Source organism: Stenotrophomonas maltophilia group sp. msm1, from assembly GCF_032025805.1.
Lineage (GTDB): Bacteria > Pseudomonadota > Gammaproteobacteria > Xanthomonadales > Xanthomonadaceae > Stenotrophomonas > Stenotrophomonas hibiscicola.
The window spans coordinates 800435-826357 of record NZ_JAVSKH010000001.1 but is presented as its reverse complement, the minus strand read 5'-3'; the positions used below and the strand labels follow the sequence as shown (position 1 = coordinate 826357).

The window sequence follows — 25923 nt, the reverse complement described above, 5'->3', positions numbered from 1 at the left end:
CCCCAAGGAGAATCACCATGAACCGCAAGCTCACCCTGCTCCTCCCGCTGGCCCTGATGGCCGCGTGCAGCCAGACCCCGGCCCCGGCCGGCACCGGCGGCGATGACGTGGCCCCGGCCGCGGCCAAGGCAGCGGACCAGCAGACGCTGGCGCATCTGGACGCGCAGCGCCTGCAGAGCCAGCACTGGCTGCTGCAGCAGGCCACCGGCGCCGACGGCAAGCGCATCGACGCGCTGTTCGCCCGCCAGGACAAGCCGGTCACCCTCGACTTCGCTGACGGCCGCCTGTCGGTCAGCAACACCTGCAACCGCATGGGCGGTGGTTACACCTTCGACGCTGGCAAGCTGACGGTCAGTGCGATGGCCTCGACCATGATGGCCTGCACCGACAAGGCGCTGATGGCGCTGGACGAGGCCGTGTCGAGCCGGCTGCAGGGCGAACTGAAGGCCAAGCAGGACGCTGATGGCAGGCTGACCCTGACCACCGCCAAGGGCGACACGCTGGTCTTCAACCCGGAACCGACCGCTGAAACCCGTTACGGCGGCGCCGGCGAAACCGTGTTCCTGGAAGTGGCCGCGAAAACCGAGAAGTGCTCGCACCCGCTGATCCCGGACTACCAGTGCCTGCAGGTGCGTGAAGTGAAGTTCGACGACAAGGGCCTGAAGCAGGGCGAGCCGGGCAAGTTCGAGAACTTCTACGGCACCATCGAGGGCTACACCCACGAAGACGGCGTGCGCAACGTGGTGCGCGTGAAGCGCTACGAGGTGAAGAACCCGCCGGCCGATGCGCCGTCGCAGGCGTACGTGCTGGACATGGTGGTCGAGTCGGCCATCGAGAAGAAATAAAACGATGGAAGGGCGGCCGAGAGGCCGCCCTTCTTCGTTGTGGGTAGAGCCGGCCGCTGGCCTGCTGCCATGCGCGGATCCGGCAGCACACGGGCGTTGCCCGCCCCCCGCCCGCCCCCCCCCGCCAGCCCCCCCCCCCCCCCCCCCCCCCCCCCCCCCCCCCCCCCCCCCCCCCCCCGCCCGCCGCCCCCCCCCCCCCCCCCCCCCCCCCCCCCCCCCCCACGACCCGTCATGCCGCCTCAGCCCAGCGCCGGGTTCAACGTGTAGGTGCCGTGCAGTGCGGCTTCGGCCAGCACGTGGCCGTGCATGGCGCGGTACGCGTCGGCGGCGGTGAAGCGCTGCGGCAGGTCCAGCGACACCACGTCCAGCGCGAATACCCGGAAGAAATAGCGGTGCATGCGCTCGTCGTTGAACGGCGGATACGGGCCGTCATAGCCCAGGTAATCACCGGCCATGTCCGGGTTGCCCGCGAACCAGCCGGTGAAGTCGTTCAGGCCCTGGCGGCTGCCGGCCGGACCGGCGGGTGCGGGCTTTCCCTTCACCACGAAGCCGTCGCTGCAGCTTCCTGCGGCGATCTCCTGCACCGAGGCCGGAATATCGGCCATCACCCAGTGCACGAAATCGCAACGTGGCTGGTCACGCGGCACGCTCATGTCGTTGCGGCCAACCGTCTCCGGCACGGTCGGCACGTCCGGGTCCACGCACACCAGCAGGAACGAGCGGGTGCCGGCCGGCGCCCCGTTCCAGGCAAGGTGCGGGTTGCGGTCGGGCGCAAAACCATTGGCATCGCCGGCGGCGAACTCACTATCAATCGGTGCGCCATTGGTCAGGCTGTTACTGGTCAGCTGCATCAGGATCTCCTCACTCTTCCGGGTAACCCAGGCGCACCGCAACCGGGGTGAGCTGGGCGAAGGCGGCGCTCATCACGTCGCGGTAGTTGCGCCAGTGGCCGGGCGGGAAGCGCGGCGCGCCCAACTGCGCCGCCGGCGGCATCGGCCGCTCGAACAGGCGGCCCAGCAGTTCGGCCATCGCCTGCGGATCGTTGCCGACCTGGTCGATGCGCAGCAGCACGTGGGGGTACAGGTCGTCCTCATGCAGCGTGGCAATCTGGTTCAGCGCGCGGGTCAGCCATTCACTGGCTTCGGCCAGCGAGGTCATCGCCAGCGGCGCGGCGGCACCGTAGGCCACCCAGTCCAGCAGCATGTCGCGCGGATCACGCAGCACCAGCACCAGTCGCCCCTGCGGCAGCTGCGGGCGCAACGCCCACAGCAGGGCGTTGTCCCACCACAGCAGCCAGTCGATGACGGTATCGCTCTGCAGGCCACGCGCCGGCAGCTGTTCGCGCCAACGCTGCACCAGCCGCTCCGGCGTCAGTACGCCCGAAGCGAGATCCTGCAGCGTGTTGTAGTTCTGGAACGCATCGTCGGGCGGGTTGCTGGTGTAGCGGTCGCTGCGCAGCACCGGGCTGGCGGCCGCCAGGCCGGTCGCCACGCGCTCCACGCCCGAGCCCGGCGCGCCCCAGAGGAAGATCGGCGCGGAACTGGTGTTGCCGTCAATCTCACCCTTCTCCGGCCAGCTTGGCGGAGACTTGGCCTGCGGTGGCAGCGGCAGGCGTTGCGGGGCCTGGTCGGCCTGCAGCGACAGCCAGGTACGCAGGGCCTCCTGCGGCTGGCCGGCACGGTCCTGGATCTCGCCCATCCAGGTGCGCAGATCGGCGCGATGCGCTTCCGGCGCCTGCTCGACCAGCGCCTGCACGCGGGCCACTGCAGCAGGCGGATCACGCTGCAGCAACCCTTCAACCAGGCGGGTTTCGCCACTGACACGCCCCGGTTCAATGCTGACGATACGCTCGGCAATGGCTTCGGCCTGCTCGTGCTCGCCCACCATGTCGTGCAGGCGCAGGCGTGCTTCCAGCGCCGGCAGGTGGCCCGGCATGGCGTCCATCCAGCGTTCAACGGTCGCCGCGGCAGCGGGGCTGCCAACTTCTTCCACGGCCAGGCGCGCCAGCCACAGATCATGCAGCTGCGGGTGCTGCTCCAGGGCAGCGTCGAGGCGTGCACGCGCCTCGTCTTCGCGGCCAAGGCGCTGCCAGGACATCAGCAGCAGCTGCAGCAGCTGGCGGTCATCGGGGATCGCTTCCAGCAAGGGCAGCAGATGGTCCAGCGCCTGCAGCGGCTGGCCGTTGCGCAACGCCAGCTCACCGGCCAGGCGCCGCATCGCCGGCACGTCCAGCTCCGGCTGCCGCAGGGCCACCTCCATGGCTTCGGCCGCCGCCGGCACGTTGCCCTGGCGCAGCGCCAGCTGCACCACCAGGCCATGCAGCGAGCTGATGGCCGGGTTCAGTTCCAGCACGCGGCGGAACGCCTGCTCGGCGAATGCCAGCATGTCCTTGCCAAGGTAGGCAAAGCCCAGCGCATAGAGCACGCGGGTGTCATTCGGCTGGGCCTTGTTGGCTGCCGACAGCAGCACCAGCGCACGGTCCGGGTCATCGCGGCGCAGCGCGATCATGCCGTCGATGGTCAGCAGCTCGGGGTGGTCCGGCTCCACGCGCGAGGCCAGGGTGGACAGGCGTTGTGCCTCGTCGAAGTCATTGCGGCCAACCGCCAGGTGCGCCTGCATCAGGTAGGCGGCGAAGGAATTCGGGTCGAGGCCGGTGGTGCGCGCCAGTGCCTCGTCCGCGCCCTGGTACTGGCGCAGGGCAAGCAGCAGGCCAGCGTGCTGCAGGTGCAGCTGGGCATCATCGGGGGCCAGCTGCAATGCCTGCTGCAGGGCCTCCATGGCATCTTCGGCCTTGCCCTGCTGCTGCAGCGCAAGCGCCAGCCAGCGGTGGGCCCCGGCCTGGCCGGGTTCGTCACGGGTCCACGCCTGGGCCAGCTGCACGGCCTGGTCGGCCTGGTTCTGGCGCAACGCTTGGATGATCTGGTCTTGCATGGCGGTCCGGTTCGAGTGCAAACCCGCATTGTAGCGGTCCACGCGCCGGTGCCGGTTCAGCCCGTCAGCACCCGCTGCAGGCGCTGCGCCACCCACCGTTCGGAGAAGCCATCGCCCCGCCAGTTTTCCAGGAAACCGCAGTGGCCTCCCCAGCAGGCGGTCTCCAGGCGCGCGTGGCGCGGCAGCTGCCAGTCGCTGAAGGTCGCATAGGGAATCACCGGGTCGTCCTGCGCCATCAGGATGTCGGCCGGCACCTGCAGGGCCGACAGGCGGTCACCGGCAATCGAGTAGCCATCGAAATAGGCCTGCAGCGAGCCAAAGCTGGTATGCCGTTCAACCAACCAGGCGGTCAGCGCACGGATATCCAGCTTCAACACGCGGTCGTCGCAGTCGCTCAGCTCGGGGAACAGATCGCGCTTGCGGCGCAGCGAGCCGGCCCATTTGCGTCGGAAGTACCAATCGTACATTGCCGGACCATTCTCGATGCTCTCCATGGTCAGCCCCGGGTCCAACACCGGGCACACCGAGGCCACGCGCAGCAGCGGCACGCCGGCGGCCGGCGCGCGCAGGGCCAAGCGCAGCACGAAATTGCCGCCCAGTGAGTAGCCGGCCGCCACCAGCGGCAGCTGCGGCCAGCGCTGGGCGATGTCTCCTGCGGCATGCACCACTTCATCGATCAGGTTGGAGTGGAAGATGCCGGGGTTCAGGTGATGGGTGTTGCCGTGGTCGCGGAAGTTCAGGCGCACGACATCGAAACCCTGTTCGATCATGCGCGCGGCCGCCATGCGCATGTAGCTGGATTCGGCACTGCCCTCCCAGCCATGCAGCAGCAGGGCCATGCCCTTGGGTTCGCGGCCTTCGACATGGCTGTGCCAGCCCTGCAGGCGCACGCCATCGCCGCCGTCGAGGATCAGCTCTTCGCTGACCGCGCCGGTGGCCGCCAGCAGCAGCAGGCCGCGCTGCAGGCGCATGCGGCTGGAGCTGAGCATCGACTGCAGGTGCGGGTTGCGCAGCCAGCGCGGCGGCTGGTAGTCAGCCGCATGCAACGTCGGCGTACCGGCGTCCAGGACAGGTGGCGGAACCAGGGCCACCGTGCCCTCAACCGGTGCTCATGGCCGCCACGATGCGCGCGCGCGAGGTCTCCGCGATGCGCCGACGGCCTTCCAGGTCCTGTGCACCGATCGGTGCCAGGAAGTGCACTTCCGCACGCCGCGCCGGCTCACCGAGCAGGCGCAGGAAATTGGCGAAGAAGCTCTCGCCGGGGCCGAATGCCACGATGGTCTGTGCGTCACCCTTGAGCCCATAGACCAGCGCCACCGGCTGCACCGGAACGCCGGTTTCAACCGCGGCCTGGAAGATGCGGGCATGGAACGGCCCCACTTCGTGGCCACCGCGGGTGCGCCCTTCCGGGAACACGCCCACTGCCTTGCCGCCACGCAGGCGATCGGCCATCACCTGCATCACCCCGCCCAGCGACTCGGTGTTGCCACGCTGGTGGAAGATGGTCTGCCCGCGCGCAGCGAGCCAGCCGACCAGGGGCCAGCTGGCGATTTCGCGCTTGGCGACGAAGCCCATCATGCGCTGGCTGTGCAGGATGCAGATGTCCACCCAGCTGACATGGTTGGCCACGAACAGCACGGCACCGGGCAGCGGCGCGCCCATCTGCACCAGGCGGAAGCCGAAGATCCACATCAGGCCCCCCTGCCACCAGTTCACCACCTTCGCCCCGAGGGTATCCTCGCCCACGCGCAGCTCGCCCCACGGCGGAAGCATGCCGATCAGGATCAGCGGCAGGAACACGGTGATGTGGACCAACAGCAGCGGTACGCGGTACAGGTAACGGCACACACGCGCCACGCCGCCACGGGGGGCCGGAGTGGGGGAAGTCATCCGCGCACGATACCGGAGCGTCGCAGCAGCTGCCAGCCGATTTAGGCCATAACCGCCATTGACCGGGGCAATCGGTGGGGAACGCTGGGTTCTGCCGTCGTCAACACGCCCGACCGGGGGCTCAACCGTGGCCGGCCGCCACCACCGCCAGGGTCAGCCGCGAAATGCATACCAGGCGACCCTGCTCGTCCTCGATGCGGATCTCCCACAGCTGGGTGCTGCGGCCCACATGCAGTGCGCGGGCGGTGCCGGTGACAATCCCCGAGCGCACCGCCCGCACGTGGTTGGCATTGATCTCCAGGCCCACGCAGACCTGTTTTGCGGTATCCACGCACAGGTTGCCGGCGCTGCTGCCCAGCGTCTCGGCCAGCACCACCGAGGCCCCGCCGTGCAGGATGCCGTAGGGCTGGCGGGTGCGCTGGTCCACCGGCATGGTGGCCTGCAGCCAGTCTTCGCCCGCTGCGCTGAAGACGATGCCCAGGGATTCGATCGCCGTGTTGCGGCTGAGCGCATTGAGCTGCTCGAGGGAAACGGCTTCGCGGAACACCTGGGTCATGCGGTCACCTTCAGAGAATGGGAACGAGGCCGGCACCGAATGCGGTCAGCATGCGCACCAGCAGCCACTTCGGGCCGACGTTGACTTCGGGGAAGTCGCCGACGGCAACGTAGCAGCGATGGAACTCCGGGTCCTGCCGTGGCAGCGGCTGCGGGCAGTCCGGGCCGGGCTTGAACTCGTAGTCGGTGGCATAGCGCCATGGCCAGAAGTCGAGGATCGGCAGCGCTTCGGAGGCTTTGCCGACGCTGTAGTTCAGCCCCGACAGCACCGGCGGCTTGGCCCGCGGCGCCACCGTCCAGGAGTTCTGCGGATGGGTATCGCGCAGGATGCTCTCGGCCAGCTGCTCGGCAAACACCGGATCATCGATGATCACCGCGCCTTCGGTGTTGTAGTTCTCGCTGCGCGGATCGAAGTTGTGGGTGCCGACCACGCCGATGCGGCGGTCGACCACCAGCGACTTGGCGTGCAGGCCCATGCGCGCGCCCTTGCGGGTGACCGGCAATGGCTTGTTGACCGCCTTGCTGCCCAGGAACGAGGGCCGCGTTTCGGTGCGCAGCAGGCGCGTTTCCACCTCGCTGCCGGCCGCGCGGCGGCGTTCGCGCGCGTTCTGGTAGGCACTGCCGGTACGCGGATGATTCACCACTGCCTGCCTGCGCGTTGTTGCCCGGTCCCCCTCGCTGCCCCCCCCGGCATTGCTGCCGGCGGCGCTGCCGCCGATCAGCGGGTTGCGGCCGCCATCGTCGTCTGCCCCGGGGGCGGCGATCGGGTCGGGCAGCAGGTTGCGGTAATCAACCGGCGCATCCAGCGGGAACGGCTTGTATTCGAAGATGTTGAAGCCCAGTTCGCGCATGTTGCGCCGCTTGTACTTGTACGACAGCGCATACACGATGGGATTGTCGGTGGCCGCCAGGCTGTTGCTCGACACCACCACGCGCGGTGGCTGCGGGCGCTTGCGCAGCTCGCGGAACAGCTTCTGCGCGGGCTTGGACAGCACCAGGTACGGCGTCTGCAGGATCACTTCCTTCTGCGCACCGGCAATGAGCGCATCCAGCTGGGGCTCGGTCACGTGCTGGCCAGCCAGCGGGGTATCGGCCTTCTCGCGCCGGTGCTTGCGCGGCAGGTCGGCGACATAGCGCACCGAGGCCACCGGCAGCGCGGTATCCACGAAGGAACGGGTGACGAAGTCCATGTCATTGGCTTCGGCACTGACCCGCTGCACCCGTTCCGGGCGGCGGAACGTGGCGGGGGGCAGCGCCGGCACGCCCTCGCGCAGCAGGGTGCGGCCGACATCATTCAGGCGCTCGGCCGGCACGCTGCGCTGGGCACGCCAGAAGGCATCGAAGTTGGCCGCCATCGCACGCGCCTCGGGGCCGGCAATCAGCACGTCGCGGTCGCGGAAGTTGTACTCGCGGTCCCAGTCGTAGTAGTCGTCCTGGTAGTTGCGGCCTCCGACCACGCCGATTGCGTCGTCGATCACCAGCAGCTTGTTGTGCATGCGCTGGTTGAAGCGCCGGAAGCAGCACAGCACGCTGCCGGCATAGTCGAAGTAATTCAGCCGGGCCTTGCCGAACGTCGGGTTGTAGACCCGCAGCTGGAAGTTCTGGTGGGCGCCGGACAGCGCGCCGAGGATCTGCAGGTCGGAGATCGCCGAGAGCTGGTCGATCAGCACCCGCACCTTCACCCCGCGCCGCGATGCAGCCAGCAGTTCGTCGATGACCAGCCGGGCGCTGTCGTCCTTGTCGAAGATGTAGGTCTGCAGGTCGATGCTGCGGGTGGCGCTGCGCAACAGGTTCAGCCGCGCCACCAGGGCGCCTTCTCCCTCGTCCAGCAGGGTGGCGTAGTGGCGCGGCTGCTCCGGGGTGGATTCGGTGAACGCCCGGCCGGCCAGCGCCCGCAGCGGCGAGTCCTGTGCGCAGCGGTCGGCGCGCTGGCAGTCGACCTGGGTCGAGCGCGCCTGCACGGCGATCGCTTCGGCGCGGTCGCGCTCGGTATTGGACAGCGATGCACAACCGCTGCCCAGCAACACGGTTGCCAGCGCCAGTACACGCAGCAGGAGGTTCACGGTTTCGGCGCCTCGCTCAGGCGCGCTCGCAATACGAAGGTCACACGATCACTCAAGGCAAGCTGCCAGCTGTCCATTCCATACCGGCCTCGCTGCACGGTACCGCGGCTGACGACGTCGCAATCATAGCCGGGTCGGGCGCACTCCGCCTTCTCCACCCTCAGCTTCTCGGGATGGCTGACCCCGCGCAGGGTCAGCCGGCCGTTGATGTCACCCCCCTCTTCCACGGTCTCCGGCCAGTACGGCAGCGAGTCGAACTCGACCACCGGGTGGCGGCCCGCGTCGAAGAATTCCTCGCCGCGCATCCAGCCGGTATAGCGCGCCTTGCCGGGGATCTCGACCGAGCGCGTGAACATCTTGAGGTGCACCTGGTGGCGGCCATCGGAGAGGATCTCGATGCGGCCCTCGAAGTGCGGGAACACACCTTCGATGCGCTGGCCGAAGCGGGTGCGCACCTCGAAACCGATCTGCGAGCGTTGGGTGTCCAGGCGCAGGACCCGATGCGCTTCGGCGACCACCGGCGGCAGGGGCGTTGGCGTTGGCGGAGGAGGCGCGGCAGGCCAGGCCGCGCCGGAAGCCAGCAGCACGGGCAGCAGAAAGCGGCTGCGCCGCGCCAGGCTCATTGGATCACGGCCACCAGAACGCGTTCAGGCTGGCCACGCCCGGCTCGATCGAAGCCTCGCGCGGGAAGCCGAGCACGGCAATGCCGGCCGGCGGCATGCCGCGGTAGTCGCTGCTGGTGCCGTCGGTCATCAGGGCCACCAGCTGCTCCAGGCCCGGGTTGTGGCCCACGATCAGCACCCGGTCCAGGTCGCGACGCTCGTCCACCAGCGCCGCCAGGGTGCCCGGGGTGGCTTCGTAGATCCGGTCTTCCAGGCGCTTCTCGACATAGCCGATGGCCGTCATCACCGCTTCCAGGGTCTCACGGGTACGTCGCGCCGGCGAGCACAGCACGCAGTCCGGCAGCAGGTTGTTCTCCTTCAGCCACTTGCCGGCGGCTTCGGCTTCGGCCAGCCCCACCGGCGACAACGGCCGGTCGAGGTCGGCCTGGCCGGGGGTCGCCGGCTCGGCATGGGCATGGCGCAGCAGGATCAATTCACGCATCGCGGGTTTCCATGAAGAAGAGGATGCAGCAGGAAGGGTGATGCAGGCATCAAAGCTTCAGCCAGGACAGCAGCGGCTCCCAATCGGCCTGGTGCTCGCGCACCTGGGCCGAGCGGTAGTCGAACAGGCTGCGGCCAAGGCCGGTCATGACCACATAGCTCTGGCTGTCGCGCAGCTGCGCGACCACCGGGTACGGCCATTCACCCAGCATCTGCAGCGCCTGCTGCGAGGTCTGGGTCCAGGGCTTGGTACGGTTGAGCACCAGACCCACTGGCAGCTTGCGGCTGTGCACGCGCGGGTTCTGGGCCAGGCTGTTGAGGAAACCGACGATGGCTTCGATATCCAGCGCCGAGGGCAGCACCGGCACCACCACCGCGTCGGCAGCGTCGAGGAAATGGGGAATATCGTCGGCCAGGGCGCCGGCCGGCGCATCGATGATGACGGTGTCGGTACCGTCGGGCAGCTTCTGCGCCCACTGCTTCTTCCGATATACGTCGATCGGCAGCACCGCACTTTCCAGCCCGGCACGGCGTTGTGCCCAGCGGGTGCTGGAGCCCTGCGGGTCGGCATCGGCAATCACCGTGGCCTTGCCCTGCAATGCCGCGTACGCGGCCAGGTGGGTGGCGACGGTGGTCTTGCCCACCCCGCCCTTGGAACCGGCCACCAGGATCGTCTTCATGCCAGCCTCGCTTCCGGGTACGTTCCCCGAGCGTACACCGGCGATGGTGACGGGAGGTAGCGTCGTGCTGAACCAGCGGCCATCGCCTTTGCTATCGTGGCGCTCCCGAAGGATCGAACCGGCATGAGCGAACTGCAGGACCTGAGCGCGTTGATCCGCGCCAATACCCCACTGATCGTGATCGAGACCCAGGACGAGGGTCGCATCGTCGAGCTGTTCCGGCAGACGCTGATGCACGTATGGCGGGCGCTGCACCGCTGGTCGATCACCGAGGGCCTGCGCCGCATCGACCTGGACAGTGAAGACCCGCCGGTCGGGCCACCCGATGCCAGCGCGGCCCTGCAGATGATCCGCCAGGCCGACCAGCGCGGGGTCTACCTGCTGCTCGATTTCCACCCGTACCTGGGCTATGCCAGCCATCAGCGCGCCCTGCGCGACCTGATCCAGCGCCGCCACAGCGAGCCGCATGTGCTGGTGCTGATCGGTGCCAAGGTGGAGCTGCCGGCCGAGCTGGAAGCGTTGGCGGTGCGCTTCAACCCGCGCCTGCCTGATGCCAACGCCCTGTTGAAGATGCTGCGCGAAGAGGCCGACGCCTATGCGCGCGAGCACGGCGGCCGCCGGGTCGAAGTCGACAGCGAGGCGGTGAAGAAGATCCTGAAGAACCTGCAGGGCCTGAGCCTGGTCGATGCCCGGCGCATCGCGCGCCAGCTGATCTACGCCGATGGCGCGCTGCGCGACGACGACCTGCCGCAGCTGGCACGACTGAAATTCGAGCTGCTCAACCGCAGCGGCCACCTGTTCTTCGAGCATGACAGCGCGCGCTTCGGCGACGTGGCCGGGGCCAACCGGCTCAAGCGTTGGATCAACCAGCGCCGGGTCGCCTTCATTGCCGGCTCGGCGCCGGCCGGGCTCGATCCGCCACGTGGCATGCTGCTGCTGGGCGTGCAGGGCTGCGGCAAGTCGATGCTGGCCAAGGCCACCGCCGCCGGCTTCGGTGTCCCCCTGCTGCGCCTGGACGTCGGCGCGCTGTACAACAAGTACCACGGCGAGACCGAGGCCAACCTGCGCCAGGCACTGGCCTCGGCCGAGCAGCTGGCGCCCTGCGTGCTGTGGATGGACGAGATCGAGAAGGGCCTGGCCAGCGGTGGCGAGGACGGTGGCGTGTCGCGCCGCGTGCTCGGCTACCTGCTGACCTGGATGGCCGAGCGCAAGGCGCCGGTCTTCATCGTCGCCACCGCCAACCAGGTGCACGAGCTGCCGGCCGAACTGCTGCGCAAGGGCCGTTTCGACGAGATCTTCTTCGTTGACCTGCCTTCGCCTGACGTGCGCGTGGAACTGCTGCGGCTGCACCTGGGCCGGCGCCAGCTCAATGGCGACGACTTCGCGCTGCCGGCGCTGGCGGCCGCGGCCAATGGTTTCTCCGGCGCGGAGATCGAGCAGGCGATCGTGGCCGGGCTGTATGCAGCGCACGCCGAAGGCCGGCCGCTGGACACCGAGCTGCTGATGAACGAGATCCGCGCCACGCGGCCGCTGTCGGTGCTGATGGCCGAGCAGGTGGAGGCATTGCGGGCGTGGGCGTCGGGACGGACGGTTTCCGCAGACGACTGAGGTTTCCCGCGAACGGCGCAGCCCCTCGTGGCGGCTGGTTGACCGTGAACATCAAAAGCCGCGCTTGGCCGGGCGGGATGGATTCGCGGGGGACGCCGTCAACCCGTCCATGGGGGCTTGGCCGCGGCATCCATGCCGCGGACACCCCCGCGAACCCACCCCGCCCGGCCTCTGACAATTTCCGAGTGCGTCCGCCACGGAAAAGAAAAAAGAAAAGCAGAAGCAGAAGCAAAAGCAAAAGCCGGTTGGTTGGCCGCCTTCTGTAGAGCCGAGCCCACGCTCGGCTGCTCTTCGATCAGATATCGAATAGTCGATTCCGATACAGATTCATCCACGCATGGCGTGGATCTACCGTGTCGACCAAGGTCGACACCTACCCACAGCTGCGAAAATCTGTCGAAGGCGGGGCACTGTGGGTTTGCGGGGTGTGAGCCGCATGGATTCGGCGACCAAGCCCCCATGGTGAAGTGACCCCCGAGACTTGGACAGGGGTCAGGCGGCCGATTGGGCCTGTTGGGCCTGCTCCCGGTACTGTACCGGGCTCAGGCCCTTCAATTTCAATTTGATTCGCTCTTGGTTGTAGTACTGGATGTATTCCACCAGCCCCGCCTCCAGACTCTCGATGCTGTCAAAGCTGTTCAGGTAAAAGAACTCCGACTTCAGCGTCCCAAAGAAGCTCTCCATCGCTGCATTGTCCAGGCAGTTGCCACGCCGGGACATGCTTTGTTTCAAAGAGTGCTTCTCCAGTATGTGCCGGTAGTTTTCATGCTGGTACTGCCAGCCCTGGTCGGAGTGGATCATCGGTCGCTCATCCGGCGAAAGCTTCTTGATGGCCTCCTCCAGCATCTGACCTACCAGATCGAACACGGGCTGGCGCTTGATCTGATAAGCCACGATTTCGCCGTTGTAGAGGTCCATGATCGGCGACAGATACAGCTTCATGCCTGGTACCTTGAACTCGGTCACGTCGGTCACCCACTTCTGGTTGGGGCGCTCGGCGTGGAATTGGCGATTGAGGTCATTGCCAACCACAACATTGGCGGCCCCCTTGAAGGACCGGTAGCGCTTCCCCCGTACCCGTGATTTCAGGCCCATTTCCCCCATCAGGCGCTGTACCCGCTTGTGATTGGTCCGATGACCCTGATTGGCCAATTCCAGCGTCACCGTGCGATAGCCATAGCGCCCTTGGCTTTGATCGTAGATTGCACGGATGCGCTCGCACAGGGCTGCCTCGTCCTGATCCGGATGGGCCAGGACATGGTTCTGGTAATAGAACGTACTGCGTGACAGCTCCGCCGCTTCGAGCAGAAGCGACAGCGTATGAACCTGCCTCAATCCTTGGATGGCTTGCGCTTTGCGTCTTGCGCCGCCTGCTCTTCCCGGATCAAGGCATCGAGTTTTTTAGGTAGTCGGTCTCCGCACGCAGATAGGCGACTTCCTTGAGCAGCTCATCGCGGCTCATTTCCTCAGGTGGCTTGGACGAACGGGTCTTTTTCATCGGCTTTCGGGGCGGCGGAGGCGGTGCCAACGCTTGGGCACCGCCTTGAGCATACAGGCGCCGCCATCGCCCCACCGCGCCGGCATCACCGATCTGGAAGTAGGTGGTGGCCTCCCGCCCGGACATGCCGTCCTGGCTCATTTTTTCCAGGACAGCCAACTTGAACGGGAGGTCATAGAACCGGGCCTGGCGATGAAATCCGCGCCAACCATGCAGCCGATAGGTCGCCACCCAGCGCCTGACCGTGGAGGCCTCCAGGCTGTGGCGACGAGCAACGGCTTTGACTGATGTGGAGGTCTTGCAGGCCTCTTTGGCAACCTGCAGTTTGAAACGAGCGTCATATCTGTTCATGTATCCCTCGGGGTTGGATCTGGCGTCCAACTCCCGGGGGTCACTTCATGGATGGGTTTACGGCGTCCCCGCAAACCCACAGTGCCCCGCCATCCCACCGGAAGACCGCTGTTGCTGTTGCTTTGGCTTTGGCTGTTGCCTCTGCGGGTGCCGGGTGCAACCCGGCCGAACCCCTCCCTCAGGGCCAGGCAGGCGGTGCGGCCGCCCAGGCCTGCTGCACTTCGGCCAGCGACGCACGCTCATCCTCGTGCCACTGCGGCAGCAGCTGCGCATAGTTGGCCGTGGTATTCCACTGCGTCGGCTCGGTGCGTACCGCAGCCGCATACCACAGCACCGCCTCCTGCTTCTGCCCCATCCGCCACAATGCCAGCGCATAGGTCGGCGGCACCCAGCTCGGCTTGGTACGCGCATTGGCGGCCGAGGCCAGCCACTGTTCCAGCGCCGCCTCTGGCTTGCCCTGGCGCAGCAGGTCCCAGCCGTAGTTCCAGCGCACGCTGCGGCCACTGCTGCTCTGTGCCGGGGCCTCTTTCATCGCCTCGGCATACAACTGCTCGGCCAGCTCGCCACGGCCCTGCGCACCGGCCACCGAGGCCAGTTGTACCGTGGCCTCGACCGCACGGCGGCCGCGTTCACGCAGCTTGACCAGCTGGGCGACCAGATCATCGCCCCCGCCCTGCACCACCACCATCGGCGTGGCCGCCGGGTCATTGTCGAAGTAGAACTCCTGTGGTGCCGGCATGGCCGGCGCGGCCCACGCCGTGGCCGCTCCCGAGGCCAGCAGCACGCTGGCCAGGATCTTTCCTGGAACTGACATCCCTTCTCCCCAGGCCGCGACTGCAGCCTCCCTCTCTCTCCCCGATCCTAACCCCAGCACCGCCACGGGCGCGAGTGCCGGGGCCTGCGCGGCCCCGCTGCTACAATTCGCGCCTTTCCCGCTGCGTGCGTGCACGCGGCCGGTGCCAGCCGATCCTACCGGGCCAGCCATGACCAGTACCGCTCAACTCACTTCGCCCTCTTCCGCCGACCTGCTCGACCGTGACTACACGCTCGACCACAAGTACACCCGCAACGAGGGGCGGATCTACCTGAGTGGCGTGCAGGCGCTGGTGCGGCTGCCGCTGATGCAGCGCCTGCGCGATGCCGCCGAAGGCATCGACAGCGCCGGCTTCGTCAGCGGCTATCGTGGCAGCCCGCTGGGTGGCTTCGACCTGGAACTGTGGCGCGCGCGCAAGCATCTTGAAGCGGCGAAGGTGAAGTTCACCCCGGGCCTGAACGAGGACCTGGGCGCCACCATGGTGTGGGGCACGCAGCAGACCAACCTGTTCCCCGGCGCCAACGTGCAGGGCGTGTTCGGCATGTGGTACGGCAAGGGCCCTGGCGTGGACCGCTGCGGCGACGTGTTCAAGCATGCCAATGCCGCCGGCACCTCGCGCTACGGCGGCGTGCTGGCGCTGGCCGCCGATGACCATGCCTGCCGCAGTTCGACCCTGCCGCACGGCAGCGAAGACGAATTCGTCAGCGCGATGATGCCGGTTCTCAACCCCGCCGGCGTGCAGGACATCCTCGACATGGGCCTGCTGGGCTGGGCGATGAGCCGTTACACCGGCCGCTGGGTCGGCTTCAAGACCATTGCCGAGACGGTGGAATCGTCGGCCTCGGTGCAGGTCGATCCGATGGCGCGCCGCATCGTGCTGCCGGAAGACTTCGAAATGCCCCCGGGTGGCCTCAACATCCGCTGGCCGGACCCGCCGCTGGACCAGGAGATGCGCCTGCACCGCTATGCGGTGAAGGCCGCACAGGCGTTCGCCCGCGCCAACGGCATCGACAAGGTGGTGATGGACGCGCCGCGCGCGCGCCTGGGCATCGTCACCACCGGCAAGAGCTACCTGGACGTGCTGCAGGCGCTGGAATACCTTGGCCTGGATGAAGCCGCGTGCGCCGACATCGGCATCCGCGTGTACAAGGTCGGCATGACCTGGCCGCTGGAACCGCAGGGCATCGCGCGCTTCGCGCAGGGCCTGGAAGACATCATCGTGGTGGAGGAGAAGCGTGCCTTCATCGAGCGCCAGATGAAGGAACAGTTCTTCAACTGGCCGGCCAGCTGGGGCCACCGCCCGTCCATCGTCGGCAAGTACGATGAAAGCGGCGAATGGATCCTGCCGTCCACCGGTGAACTGACCCCGGCCACCATCGCCGGCGTGATCGGTCGCCGCATCCAGAAGTTCTTCAACAACGAGTCGATTGAGCAGCGCCTGCAGTGGATGCAGGAAAAGGAAGCCGAGCTTGCGCTGCCGCGCGCCAGCTTCCCGCGCGTGCCGCACTACTGCTCAGGCTGCCCGCACAACACCTCCACCCAGGTGCCGGAAGGTTCACGTGCGCTGGCTGGCATCGGTTGCCATTACATGGTGACCTGGATGGACCGCAGCACCGACACCTTCACCCACATGGGCGGCGAAGGCGTGACCTGGGCCGGGCAGGCGCCGTTCACCGACACCCCGCACGTGTTCCAGAACCTGGGCGACGGCACCTATTTCCACAGCGGCTCGCTGGCGATCCGCCAGGCGGTCGCCGCCGGCGTCAACATCACCTACAAGATCCTCTACAACGATGCGGTGGCGATGACCGGCGGCCAGCCGGTGGACGGCCCGCTGAGCGTGCCGGACATGGCAAAGCAGATGCGCGCCGAAGGCATCCACACCATCATGGTGCTGTCGGACAACATCGGCAAGTGGACCGGCCAGCGCGAACACTTCCCCAGCGACGTGGAGTTCCACGACCGCAGCGAACTGGAAGAGGTGCAGAAGCGCCTGCGCGAAGTGAAGGGTGTTTCGATCCTGATCTACGAACAGACCTGCGCCACCGAGAAGCGTCGCCGCCGCAAGCGCGGCAAGCTGGAAGATCCGCAGAAGCGGGTACTGATCAATTCGCTGGTCTGCGAAGGCTGCGGCGACTGCGGCAAGAAGAGCTTCTGCGTGTCGGTGCTGCCGAAGGAAACCGAGTTCGGGCGCAAGCGCGAGATCGACCAGTCCAACTGCAACAAGGACTATTCCTGCGTGAACGGCTTCTGCCCGAGCTTCGTCACCGTGCACGGTGGCCAGCCGCGCAAGGGCAGCAAGCGCGATGCCTCCACGCTGCTGGACAACCTGCCGGCGCCGACGATCCGCGGCACGCTTGAGCAGCCCTGGAACATCCTGATCACCGGCGTCGGCGGTACCGGCGTGGTGACCATTGGCGCGCTGCTGGGCATGGCCGGCCACCTGGAGGGCAAGGGCGCGACCGTGCTCGACCAGACCGGCCTGGCGCAGAAGGGTGGCGCGGTGACCACGCACATCCGCATCGCACGCCGCCCGGATGACATCCACGCCGTGCGCATCGCCGCCGGTGAAGCCGACCTGGTGCTGGGCTGCGACATGGTGGTGGTCAACGACTACTGGGCGCTGTCGAAGGTGCGTGCCGGCCGTTCGCAGGTGGTGCTGAACACCTACGAAGCGATGCCGGGTACCTTCACCACCCGCCCGGACATGCAGTTCCCCGCCGCCGACATCATCGCCGGTGTGCGTGTGGCACTGGGCGGCCAGGAGCCGTTGCTGCTGGATGCCACCCAACTGGCCACCGCGCTGCTGGGCGATGCCATCGCCGCCAACCTGTTCATCCTCGGCTACGCCTGGCAGCAGGGCCTGGTGCCGCTGTCGTTCGAGTCGCTGATGCGCGCCATCGAGCTCAATGGCGCTGCGGTGGCCATGAACCAGCAGGCCTTCGCCTGGGGCCGCCTGGCCGCGGTCGATCCGCAGGCAGTGCAGCAGGCAGCCGGCTTGGTGCGCAACCGCCACACCGATACCGAATCCACCCCGGGCCCGCTGCATCCGCTGCCGCCGGGCGAATGGGAGGGCAACGAATGGGGCGCCACCGCTGCACCGCGCAACACCGGCGACGAACGCGAGCTGCGCGGCCTGCCCTCGCACGGTGGCGACGTGGCATTCCTGCCGCTGGACGACGCGCGCCTGTCGCGCTCGCTGGATGAAATGATCGAGCGCCGCGCCGCCTTCCTGGTCGAGTACCAGGATGCTGCTTACGCCACGCGTTACCGTGATCTGGTGGCACGCGTGCGCGCTACCGAAGCCGAGCGTATCGGCGGCTCCACCGCGTTGACCGAGACGGTGGCCCGCTACCTGTTCAAGCTGATGGCCTACAAGGACGAGTACGAAGTGGCCCGCCTGTACACCAGCGGCGACTTCCAGCGACGCCTGCAGCAGCAGTTCGAGGGCGACTATCAGCTGCGCTTCCACCTGGCGCCGCCGCTGTTCGCCAGGAAGGACGAGCAGGGCCGGTTGCTGAAGAAGGAATACGGCCCGTGGATGTTCAAGGCGTTTGGCTTGCTGGCGAAGCTGAAGTTCCTGCGTGGCGGCCGCTTCGACGTGTTCGGCCGCACCGAAGAGCGGCGCATGGAGCGCAAGCTGATCAGTGATTACGAGGCCACTGTGCAGGTGCTGCTGGATGGCCTGGATGACGACCGCCTGGCGCTGGCGGTGGAGATCGCCAGCATTCCCGAACACATCCGCGGCTTCGGCCACGTCAAGGAAGCGCATTTCGAGCAGGCCAAGGCGCGCGAAGCGGCCCTGCTGGCGCAGTGGCGCAATCCGAAGGCGCTGCATATCGTGCAGGTGGCTTGATGGTAGTGCCGGCCGCTGGCCGGCATTCATCCCGGCATTCATCCCGGCAATCGGTTGCCGGCCAGCGGCCGGCACTACCGATGGATTACCCCAGCCGCCACAGCAGCAGGCGATTGTTGGCCGGCATCGCCACATCGCCCAACCGGGTGAATCCGTTGTCGGCCGCCAGCGCCTGCACCGCTTCGCTGTCGCGGATGCCGCTGCGCGGATCACGTGCCTTCAGCCAGGCATCGAACTGCGCATTGCTGTCGCTGGTGTAGCGGCCGCCGTAGTTGAACGGGCCATACACCGCCAGCAGCGCACCGTGGCGCAACAGGGGCGGCAGCGCCGCGAACAATGACTGGACGTGTGCCCAGCTCATGATGTGCAGGGTGTTGGCGCTGAATGCGGCATCGAACGTACTGCCCGGTGCCAGGTTCAGGCCGGGCGCTGGCGGCAGTTCCACCTGCAGCGCTACCGGCGGCAGCAGATTCAGCAATGCCGTTTCGGCACGCCATGCCTCGATGCCTGGCAGGTGGTCCGGATGATCACTGGGCTGCCAGCGCAGCCAGGGCCAGCGCTCGGCAAAGAAGGCCGCATGCTGGCCGGTGCCGCTGCCGATCTCCAGCACCCGGTGGCGGTCGCCCATCCACGGGTCGAGCGCGGCGGCGATGGGTTCGCGGTTGCGTTCGCAGGCTTCTGAATACGGCTTGCTCGACATCAGGACGGGGTCCAGGCGGGGTCGGCCCCATTGTGCACGAGGGGGTGTTGCTCGGCAGGGCGGCGCCCTGCACCCGCCGAAGCAACGGCAACAGCAACAGCGGGCTTCCTGTGGGATTGCGGGGTGGGTCCGGTTGCGGGGGACGCCGTAAATCCGTCCATGGAGGCTCGGTCGCCGCATCCATGCGGCTCACGCCCCCGCAACCGGACCCACCCCGCCTTCGACGGTTTCCTGCGGTCTGTTGGAATGGCTCTTGGGGTCAGATCCGTTTTCCACAGGAAAACGGATCTGACCCCGGATACATTTCGATATCTGACAGATTGTGTCGACCAAGGTCGACACCCACCAACAGCACACGAAATCTGTCGAAGGTGGGGCGGTGTCGGAGTGCGGGGTGTCAGCCGCATGGATGCGGCTGCCAAGCCTCCATGGACGGATTCACGGCGTCCCCGCAATCCGACACCGCCCCACCCACACACGGAATGCCCGCTTTTGACGTTGACGTTGCCCTGGCTTGAAGCAGGTGCAGGGCTGCAAGCCCTGCCGAAACCCTCCCAACCATGACTGCAGTCACTTGCCCGCACGCGCCGCGCTGGCGAAAGTCGAGAAGTTGACGTGATCGGCTCGACCCATTGTCGGCCGCACGCAAGCGAGAGAGAGAAACGCTGTGCAACGACGTGAGTTCCTGGCTTTTTCCGGTCTGGGCCTGGCGGGCCTGCTGCTGCCGCATTCCCGTGCCATCGCCGCCGAGCAGTTGCTGGCCCCGGTCGACACCGCCCAGCGCAGGCGCCTGGCCGAGGTCGCGCTGGCCGCCGCACGCACCGCCAAGGCCAGCTACTGCGATGTCCGCATCGGCCGCTATCTCAACCAGTCGGTCATCACCCGCGAACACCAGGTCGGCAATGTGACCAACCGCGAATCATCCGGTGTGGGCGTGCGGGTGATCGTCAACGGCGCGTGGGGCTTCGCTGCAACCCATCAGCAGACCGAGGCCGCCGTGCGCGCCGCGGTCGAGCAGGCAGCGGCAATCGCCCGCGCCAATGCCGGCATCCAGACCCGGCCGGTACAGCTGGCGCCGACGCCGTCGGTCGGCGAAGTGCGCTGGCAGACGCCAGTGCGGAAGAACGCCATGGCGGTGCCGATCCAGGACAAGGTCGAACTGCTGCTGGCGCTCAACGCCGCCGCGCTGGATGCGGGCGCCGACTACATCAATTCCACGTTGTTCCTGGTCAACGAACAGAAGTACTTCGCCTCCAGCGACGGCTCGTTCATCGACCAGGACATTCACCGCATCTGGCTGCCGTTTACCGCCACCGCCATCGACAAGGCCAGCGGCAGGTTCCGTACCCGCGCCGGCCTCTCCTCGCCGATGGGCATGGGCTACGAGTTCCTCGATGGCGATGCGCGTGGAAAGGTCCAGCTGCCCGGCGGCATCACCGCCTACCGCGATTCCTACGACCCGGTCGAAGACGCCATCGCCGCCGCCCGCCACGCGCGCGAGAAACTGAAGGCGCCGTCGGTGAAGCCCGGCAAGTACGACCTGGTGCTGGACCCGTCCAACCTGTTCCTGACCATCCACGAGAACGTCGGCCACCCGTTGGAGCTGGACCGCGTGCTCGGCTACGAAGCCAACTACGCCGGCACCAGCTTCGCCACGCTGGACAAGCGCGATGCCGGCTTCCGCTGGGGCAGCGACATCGTCACTTTCTTCGCCGACAAGACCCAGCCGGGCAGCCTCGGCGCCGTCGGCTACGACGATGAAGGGGTGAAGACGCAGCGCTGGGACCTCGTACGCGACGGTATCCTGGTTGACTACCAGGCCACCCGCGACGAGGCCCATATCCTCGGCCGCGATGCATCGCACGGCTGCAGCTACGCCGATTCCTGGTCCAGCGTGCAGTTCCAGCGCATGGCCAATGTCTCTCTGGCACCGGGCAAGCTGCGGCTCAGTGTCGAGGACATGATCAAGGACGTGGAAAACGGCATCTGGATCCACGGCCGCGGTTCGTATTCGATCGACCAGCAGCGCTACAACGCGCAGTTCGGCGGCCAGCTGTACTACCAGATCAAGGACGGGAAGATTGCCGGCATGGTTGAGGATGCGGCCTACCAGATCCGCACGCCGGAATTCTGGAATGCCTGCACCGCCATCTGCGATGAACGCGACTTCCGCCTGGGCGGTTCGTTCTTCGATGGCAAGGGCCAGCCCGGCCAGGTCTCGGCGGTCTCGCACGGTTCGTCCACCACCCGCTTCAACGGCATCAACATCATCAACACCGCGCGCAGTCTCGGCGCTTGAGCCACCCATCCTTCGACATGGAGAGCAGCCTTGCAAAGACGTGACTTCCTGGCCCTGACCGGGCTTACCGCGGGCGGGCTGATCGTGCCCTCCTTCTTCGGCAAGGTGATCGCCGCCGAGCAGCTGCAGTCCAGCCTGGACCCGGCGCTGAAGAAGCGCCTGGCCGACGCTGCGTTGCAGGCCGCACGCAGCGCCGGCGCCACCTACTGCGACGTGCGCATCGGCCGCTACCTGCGGCAGTTCGTGATCACCCGCGAAGACAAGGTGCAGAACGTGGTGAACACCGAGTCCACCGGGGTGGGCATACGCGTGATCGTCAACGGCGCCTGGGGCTTTGCCGCCACCAATGCGCTGGGTACCGCCGATGTGGCCAGGGCGGCGCAGCAGGCCGCGGCGATCGCCAAGGCCAATGCTGGCGTGCAGACCGCGCCGGTGCAGCTGGCCAAGGCGCCGGGCGTGGGTGAGGTGAGCTGGCGCACGCCGATCCGCAAGAATGCGATGGAGGTGCCGATCAAGGAAAAGGTCGATCTGCTGCTGGACGTCAATGCCGCCGCGATGGGCGCCGGTGCCAGCTTCGTCAACTCGATGCTGTTCCTGGTCAACGAGCAGAAGTACTTCGCCTCCACCGATGGTTCCTACATCGACCAGGACGTGCATCGCATCTGGGCGCCGATGACGGTCACCGCGATCGACAAGGCCAGTGGCAAGTTCCGCACCCGCGAGGGCCTGTCCTCGCCGATGGGGCTGGGCTACGAGTACCTGGATGGTGCCGCCGCCGGCAAGGTGGTCAGCCCCAATGGCGTGGTCAACTACAGCACCTCCTACGACATGAAGGAGGACGCCGTCGCCGCCGCCAGGCAGGCGCAGGAAAAGCTGAAGGCACCGTCGGTGAAGCCGGGCAAGTACGATCTGGTGCTCGACCCGTCACACACCTGGCTGACCATCCACGAGTCGATCGGCCACCCGCTGGAGCTGGACCGTGTGCTCGGCTACGAAGCCAACTACGCCGGCACCAGCTTCGCCACCCTGGACAAGCGCGAACAGCATTTCCAGTACGGCAGCGAGCTGGTCAACATCTTCGCCGACAAGACCCAGCCGGGCAGTCTGGGCGCGGTGGCGTACGACGATGAAGGCGTGAAGTGCAAGCGCTGGGACCTGATCAGCAACGGCAAGCTGGTGGATTACCAGACCATCCGCGACCAGGCCCACATCCTCGGCAAGAGCGAGTCCGACGGCTGCTGCTATGCCGACTCGTGGTCCAGCGTGCAGTTCCAGCGCATGGCCAACGTGTCGATGGCACCGGGCAAGAAGCCGCTGAGCGTGCCCGACCTGATCAAGGACGTGGAGAACGGCATCTACATCATCGGTGACGGTTCGTTCTCGATCGACCAGCAGCGCTACAACGCGCAGTTCGGCGGCCAGCTGTTCTACGAGATCAAGAACGGCCAGATCACCCGCATGCTGGAAGACGTGGCCTACCAGATCCGCACGCCGGAGTTCTGGAATGCCTGCACCGCCGTGGCCGACGAGCGCGACTACCGCCTGGGCGGTTCGTTCTTCGACGGCAAGGGCCAGCCGGGCCAGGTCTCGGCGGTCTCGCACGGTTCGTCCACCGCGCGCTTCAACGGCATCAACGTCATCAACACCGCACGCAGCCTCGGCTGATCGGTCAGGAGCCCTTACACCATGAGTATCTTCACCGAAGCCCAGGCCAAGGCCATCCTCGACAAGGTCATCGCCCTGTCCAAGGCCGACGAGTGCACCGCCGTGCTGTCCGGCGCGATCAGCGGCAACATCCGTTTCGCGCTGAACAATGTCTCCACCAGCGGCATCGTCGACAACACCGAGCTGGCGGTCACCGTCGCCTTCGGCAAGCGCGTCGGCACCGCCTCGATCAACGAGTTCGACGACGCCGCGCTGGAACGCGTGGTGCGCCGTGCTGAAGACCTGGCGCGCCTGGCCCCGGAGAACCCGGAGTTCATGCCGGCCATCGGCAAGCAGAGCTACCGTCCCAGCCCGACCTTCAGCGAATCCACCGCCGCGATCGATCCGGCCTTCCGCGCGAAGGTCGCCGCCGATTCGATCGCCCCGTGCCGTGGCAACGGGCTCATTGCCGCCGGCTTCCTCGAGGACGGCCAGGGCTTCCAGGCGACCGCCAACAGCAACGGCAACTTCGCCTATCAGCGCACCACCAACTTCGATTACACCTGCACCGTGCGTACCGAAGATGGCCGCGGTTCGGGTTGGGTCGGTCGCAACCTGAAGGATGCCGCCGACTTCAAGGCCGACCAGGACATCCGCATCGCCATGCGCAAGGCCACCGAATCGGCCGAAGCCAAGGCGCTGGAACCGGGCAAGTACACGGTGATCCTGGAGCCGGCCGCGGCGGCAGGCCTGATCAGCTTCATGATGAACTTCTTCAGCGCACGCTCGGCCGATGAAGGCCGCAGCTTCCTGTCAAAAAAGGGTGGCGGCAACAAGCTGGGCGAGCAGGTCTACGACCCGCGCGTGACCATGATCGCCGACCCGTGGCATCCGGAGGCGCCGGTGCTGCCGTGGGACAACGAAGGCCTGCCGCGCGAACGCATGGCGATCATCGAGAACGGCAGGATCGCCAACCTGGACTACTCGCGTTTCTGGGCGCAGAAGCAGGGCAAGACCGCCAAGGCCTCGCCGGGCAACCTGCTGATGAGTGGTGGCGACAAGAGCACCGCCGAGCTGGTACGCGGCACCCAGAAGGGTATCCTGGTCACCCGCACGTGGTACATCCGCATGGTCGATCCGCAGACCGTGCTGCTGACCGGCCTGACCCGCGACGGTACCTTCTACATCGAGAACGGCCAGATCAAGCATCCGGTGAAGAACTTCCGCTTCAACGAATCGCCGGTGATCATGCTCAACAACATCGAAGAGCTGGGCAGGCCGGTGCGCGTGGCCGGTGATGAATCCAGCTTCGTGATGATGATCCCGCCAATGAAGCTGCGCGATTTCACCTTCACCTCGCTGTCCGACGCGGTCTGATGGATCGCCGGGCCTGCCTGCGCTGGTTGGCTGCTGCCGCTTCGGCGGCGGCGCTGCCGGCCTGGGCACAGGCAGGCCCGCGCAGTTCGCGCTACGACTTCTGGTTCACCCGCCTGCAGTACGACTCCGGTGACTGGGACGTGGACGCGCGCATGCCGTCCAACCTGATCACCTCGCTGATCGACTACACCTCGCTGCGCGTGGACCCGCAGGAGCACGTGGTGGCACTGGCCGACCCGCGCATGCTGGAAGCGCCGTTCTGCTACCTGGCCGGCCACAAGCTGGTGGAGTTCAATGCCGCCGAGCGGCAGAACTTCGTGCGCTATGTGCGCAATGGCGGCTTCGTCTTCGTGGACGACTGCAACCACGACATCGATGGCCTGTTCGCCACCTCGTTCGAGGCGCAGATGGGTCGCCTGTTCGGCCCGAAGGCACTGCAGAAGCTGCCCAACAGCCACCCGCTGTACCGCAGCTTCTTCCGCTTCCCCGACGGCCCGCCCGCCACCAGTTTCGAACTCAACGGCTGGGGCGACGACCTGGTGCACGACTACCTGAAGGGCATCGAGGTCGATGGCCGCCTGGGGCTGCTCTACAGCAACAAGGACTACGGCTGCGAGTGGGACTACGACTGGCGCAACAAGCGTTTCCTGGCCGAAGACAACACCCGCTTCGGCGTCAACATCGTGATGTACGCGTTGAACAACTGATAGGACCTGCACGCCCATGACCTCCCCCGACCTCGATTCCCTGCTGCCGCGCCTGGATGCGCTGCGCGCCGCGCTTGCACGCGCAGTGGTGGGCCAGAACACCGTGGTCGAGCAGCTGCTGATCGGCCTGCTGGCCGGCGGCCACTGCCTGCTGGAAGGCGCGCCCGGGCTCGGCAAGACCCTGCTGGTGCGCTCGCTCGGGCAGGCGCTGGAGCTGCAGTTCCGGCGCGTGCAGTTCACCCCCGACCTGATGCCCAGCGACATCCTCGGCACCGAGCTGCTGGAAGAAGACCACGGCACCGGCCATCGCCATTTCCGCTTCCAGCAGGGCCCGATCTTCACCCACCTGCTGCTGGCCGACGAACTCAACCGTACCCCGCCCAAGACCCAGGCCGCACTGCTGGAAGCGATGCAGGAGCGCACGGTCAGCTACGCCGGCACCACCTACGCGCTGCCCGCGCCGTTCTTCGTGCTGGCCACGCAGAACCCGATCGAGCAGGCCGGCACCTACCCGCTGCCGGAGGCACAGCTGGACCGCTTCCTGCTGCACGTGCTGGTGGATTACCCCAGCGAAGACGAGGAGCGGCAGATCCTGGAACAGACCACCGGCGGTACCACCGACGCGGTACCGAAGGTGATGGATGCCGAAGCGGTGACCGCACTGCAGGCGGCCGTGCGCCAGGTGCATGTCAGCCCCGATGTGCTGGCCTGGATCACCCGCCTGGTGCGTGCCAGCCGGCCGGGCGAAGGCGCACCGGCGGCGATCAACCAGTGGGTGAAGTGGGGCGCCGGTCCGCGCGCCGGCCAGTCGCTGGTGCTCGCGGCAAAAGCGCGCGCACTGCTGCAGGGCCGCTTCGCCGCCACCCGCGAGGACGTGCAGGTACTGGCCGCACCGGTGATGCGCCATCGCCTGCTGCTGTCGTTCGCCGCCGAAGCCGAGCAGAAGCGTGCCGACGACGTGGTCGCTGCCCTGCTGCAGGCCGTGCCGTTCCCAGGTTGAGC

20 protein-coding genes are annotated in these 25923 nt (G+C 67.1%); 8 read left to right on the top strand and 12 right to left on the bottom strand.

Translation table 11 applies throughout. The features are described from left to right. Positions 1-17 precede the first annotated feature (17 nt). Complete coding sequence (locus tag ROV95_RS03595) at positions 18-845, top strand: META and DUF4377 domain-containing protein (protein WP_312543080.1); 828 nt, start codon at positions 18-20, stop codon at positions 843-845. Between the two features lie 239 nt (positions 846-1084). Here the strand turns inward: ROV95_RS03595 and ROV95_RS03590 are convergent, their stop codons facing one another. The 9 genes from ROV95_RS03590 to ROV95_RS03550 all read right to left on the bottom strand — a co-directional run bounded on the left by ROV95_RS03590 (position 1085) and on the right by ROV95_RS03550 (position 10067). Beyond that, positions 1085-1696, bottom strand: coding sequence for a YbhB/YbcL family Raf kinase inhibitor-like protein (locus tag ROV95_RS03590; protein WP_312543077.1), 612 nt, complete (start codon positions 1694-1696; stop codon positions 1085-1087). Between the two features lie 10 nt (positions 1697-1706). Further along, positions 1707-3776: a tetratricopeptide repeat protein gene (locus ROV95_RS03585; protein ID WP_031270642.1), complete on the bottom strand. Its 2070-nt coding sequence runs from the start codon at positions 3774-3776 to the stop codon at positions 1707-1709. 56 nt (positions 3777-3832) lie between these two features. Then, positions 3833-4822, bottom strand: a complete 990-nt coding sequence (locus tag ROV95_RS03580) for an alpha/beta fold hydrolase (RefSeq protein WP_312543808.1) — start codon at positions 4820-4822, stop codon at positions 3833-3835. A 52-nt stretch (positions 4823-4874) separates the two neighbouring features. Then, positions 4875-5666 (bottom strand): lysophospholipid acyltransferase family protein, encoded by a 792-nt coding sequence (locus ROV95_RS03575; protein WP_019661944.1) that lies wholly within the window; start codon positions 5664-5666, stop codon positions 4875-4877. A gap of 121 nt (positions 5667-5787) precedes the next feature. Continuing rightward, positions 5788-6222 carry a hotdog fold thioesterase gene (locus tag ROV95_RS03570; RefSeq protein WP_021204081.1) on the bottom strand — a complete coding sequence of 145 codons (435 nt, stop codon included), beginning with the start codon at positions 6220-6222 and terminating at the stop codon, positions 5788-5790. A gap of 10 nt (positions 6223-6232) precedes the next feature. Beyond that, the gene (locus ROV95_RS03565; RefSeq protein WP_312543069.1) at positions 6233-8284 is read right to left on the bottom strand and encodes a phospholipase D family protein; all 2052 of its coding nucleotides are present in this window, start codon (positions 8282-8284) and stop codon (positions 6233-6235) included. Next, on the bottom strand, positions 8281-8907 hold the full coding sequence (locus ROV95_RS03560) for a YceI family protein (protein ID WP_019661947.1): 627 nt from the start codon (positions 8905-8907) through the stop codon (positions 8281-8283). The genes ROV95_RS03565 and ROV95_RS03560 overlap by 4 nt, the downstream gene beginning before the upstream one ends. A 4-nt stretch (positions 8908-8911) precedes the next feature. Next, entirely contained in the window at positions 8912-9388 is a 477-nt protein-coding gene (locus ROV95_RS03555) for a histidine phosphatase family protein (RefSeq protein ID WP_019661948.1), read from the bottom strand. Positions 9389-9437: 49 nt separating this feature from the next. Next, positions 9438-10067, bottom strand: a complete 630-nt coding sequence (locus tag ROV95_RS03550; protein WP_010487235.1) for a ParA family protein — start codon at positions 10065-10067, stop codon at positions 9438-9440. A 123-nt stretch (positions 10068-10190) separates the two neighbouring features. On the opposite strand from ROV95_RS03550, the gene ROV95_RS03545 reads away from it, so the two are divergent. Continuing rightward, positions 10191-11675: an AAA family ATPase gene (locus ROV95_RS03545; RefSeq protein WP_019661949.1), complete on the top strand. Its 1485-nt coding sequence runs from the start codon at positions 10191-10193 to the stop codon at positions 11673-11675. Positions 11676-12167: 492 nt separating this feature from the next. Here ROV95_RS03545 and ROV95_RS03540 read toward each other — a convergent pair. Both ROV95_RS03540 and ROV95_RS03535 read right to left on the bottom strand, forming a co-directional pair. Beyond that, positions 12168-13524, bottom strand: a protein-coding gene (locus ROV95_RS03540) for an IS3 family transposase (protein WP_312543064.1) whose coding sequence is annotated in 2 segments (ribosomal slippage) — positions 12168-13077 and positions 13076-13524 — 1359 coding nt in all. Because the reading frame shifts where the segments join, the coding sequence is not laid out codon by codon here. Positions 13525-13702: 178 nt separating this feature from the next. Next, entirely contained in the window at positions 13703-14338 is a 636-nt protein-coding gene (locus tag ROV95_RS03535; RefSeq protein ID WP_312543062.1) for a tetratricopeptide repeat protein, read from the bottom strand. A 169-nt stretch (positions 14339-14507) separates the two neighbouring features. Between ROV95_RS03535 and ROV95_RS03530 the strand changes: the two genes are divergently transcribed. After that, a complete protein-coding gene (locus ROV95_RS03530; RefSeq protein ID WP_312543060.1) occupies positions 14508-18194 on the top strand; it encodes an indolepyruvate ferredoxin oxidoreductase family protein in 3687 nt (1228 codons plus the stop codon). An 85-nt stretch (positions 18195-18279) separates the two neighbouring features. Here the strand turns inward: ROV95_RS03530 and ROV95_RS03525 are convergent, their stop codons facing one another. After that, positions 18280-18894, bottom strand: coding sequence for a DUF938 domain-containing protein (locus ROV95_RS03525; protein ID WP_019661952.1), 615 nt, complete (start codon positions 18892-18894; stop codon positions 18280-18282). A 667-nt stretch (positions 18895-19561) separates the two neighbouring features. Between ROV95_RS03525 and ROV95_RS03520 the strand changes: the two genes are divergently transcribed. Genes ROV95_RS03520 through ROV95_RS03500 form a run of 5 tightly spaced genes read left to right on the top strand, consistent with a single transcriptional unit; the run spans position 19562 to position 25921 of the window. Continuing rightward, positions 19562-21193: a TldD/PmbA family protein gene (locus tag ROV95_RS03520; RefSeq protein ID WP_180877373.1), complete on the top strand. Its 1632-nt coding sequence runs from the start codon at positions 19562-19564 to the stop codon at positions 21191-21193. 30 nt (positions 21194-21223) lie between these two features. Then, positions 21224-22858 (top strand): TldD/PmbA family protein, encoded by a 1635-nt coding sequence (locus tag ROV95_RS03515; protein WP_312543058.1) that lies wholly within the window; start codon positions 21224-21226, stop codon positions 22856-22858. A gap of 21 nt (positions 22859-22879) precedes the next feature. After that, on the top strand, positions 22880-24214 hold the full coding sequence (locus ROV95_RS03510) for a TldD/PmbA family protein (RefSeq protein WP_019661955.1): 1335 nt from the start codon (positions 22880-22882) through the stop codon (positions 24212-24214). Then, complete coding sequence (locus ROV95_RS03505) at positions 24214-24921, top strand: DUF4159 domain-containing protein (RefSeq protein WP_312543055.1); 708 nt, start codon at positions 24214-24216, stop codon at positions 24919-24921. The genes ROV95_RS03510 and ROV95_RS03505 overlap by 1 nt, the downstream gene beginning before the upstream one ends. A gap of 16 nt (positions 24922-24937) precedes the next feature. Next, entirely contained in the window at positions 24938-25921 is a 984-nt protein-coding gene (locus ROV95_RS03500) for a MoxR family ATPase (protein WP_019661957.1), read from the top strand. Positions 25922-25923 lie beyond the last annotated feature (2 nt).

What these genes read in the sequence shown, in the direction of transcription:
- ROV95_RS03500 (WP_019661957.1), top strand. Translation starts at nt 24,938, where the DNA reads ATGACCTCCCCCGACCTCGATTCCCTGCTGCCGCGCCTGGATGCGCTG.
- ROV95_RS03505 (WP_312543055.1), top strand. Translation starts at nt 24,214, where the DNA reads ATGGATCGCCGGGCCTGCCTGCGCTGGTTGGCTGCTGCCGCTTCGGCG.
- ROV95_RS03550 (WP_010487235.1), bottom strand. Translation starts at nt 10,067, where the DNA reads ATGAAGACGATCCTGGTGGCCGGTTCCAAGGGCGGGGTGGGCAAGACC.
- ROV95_RS03510 (WP_019661955.1), top strand. Translation starts at nt 22,880, where the DNA reads ATGAGTATCTTCACCGAAGCCCAGGCCAAGGCCATCCTCGACAAGGTC.
- ROV95_RS03535 (WP_312543062.1), bottom strand. Translation starts at nt 14,338, where the DNA reads ATGTCAGTTCCAGGAAAGATCCTGGCCAGCGTGCTGCTGGCCTCGGGA.
- ROV95_RS03525 (WP_019661952.1), bottom strand. Translation starts at nt 18,894, where the DNA reads ATGTCGAGCAAGCCGTATTCAGAAGCCTGCGAACGCAACCGCGAACCC.
- ROV95_RS03545 (WP_019661949.1), top strand. Translation starts at nt 10,191, where the DNA reads ATGAGCGAACTGCAGGACCTGAGCGCGTTGATCCGCGCCAATACCCCA.
- ROV95_RS03555 (WP_019661948.1), bottom strand. Translation starts at nt 9,388, where the DNA reads ATGCGTGAATTGATCCTGCTGCGCCATGCCCATGCCGAGCCGGCGACC.
- ROV95_RS03595 (WP_312543080.1), top strand. Translation starts at nt 18, where the DNA reads ATGAACCGCAAGCTCACCCTGCTCCTCCCGCTGGCCCTGATGGCCGCG.
- ROV95_RS03590 (WP_312543077.1), bottom strand. Translation starts at nt 1,696, where the DNA reads ATGCAGCTGACCAGTAACAGCCTGACCAATGGCGCACCGATTGATAGT.
- ROV95_RS03575 (WP_019661944.1), bottom strand. Translation starts at nt 5,666, where the DNA reads ATGACTTCCCCCACTCCGGCCCCCCGTGGCGGCGTGGCGCGTGTGTGC.
- ROV95_RS03530 (WP_312543060.1), top strand. Translation starts at nt 14,508, where the DNA reads ATGACCAGTACCGCTCAACTCACTTCGCCCTCTTCCGCCGACCTGCTC.
- ROV95_RS03570 (WP_021204081.1), bottom strand. Translation starts at nt 6,222, where the DNA reads ATGACCCAGGTGTTCCGCGAAGCCGTTTCCCTCGAGCAGCTCAATGCG.
- ROV95_RS03585 (WP_031270642.1), bottom strand. Translation starts at nt 3,776, where the DNA reads ATGCAAGACCAGATCATCCAAGCGTTGCGCCAGAACCAGGCCGACCAG.
- ROV95_RS03560 (WP_019661947.1), bottom strand. Translation starts at nt 8,907, where the DNA reads ATGAGCCTGGCGCGGCGCAGCCGCTTTCTGCTGCCCGTGCTGCTGGCT.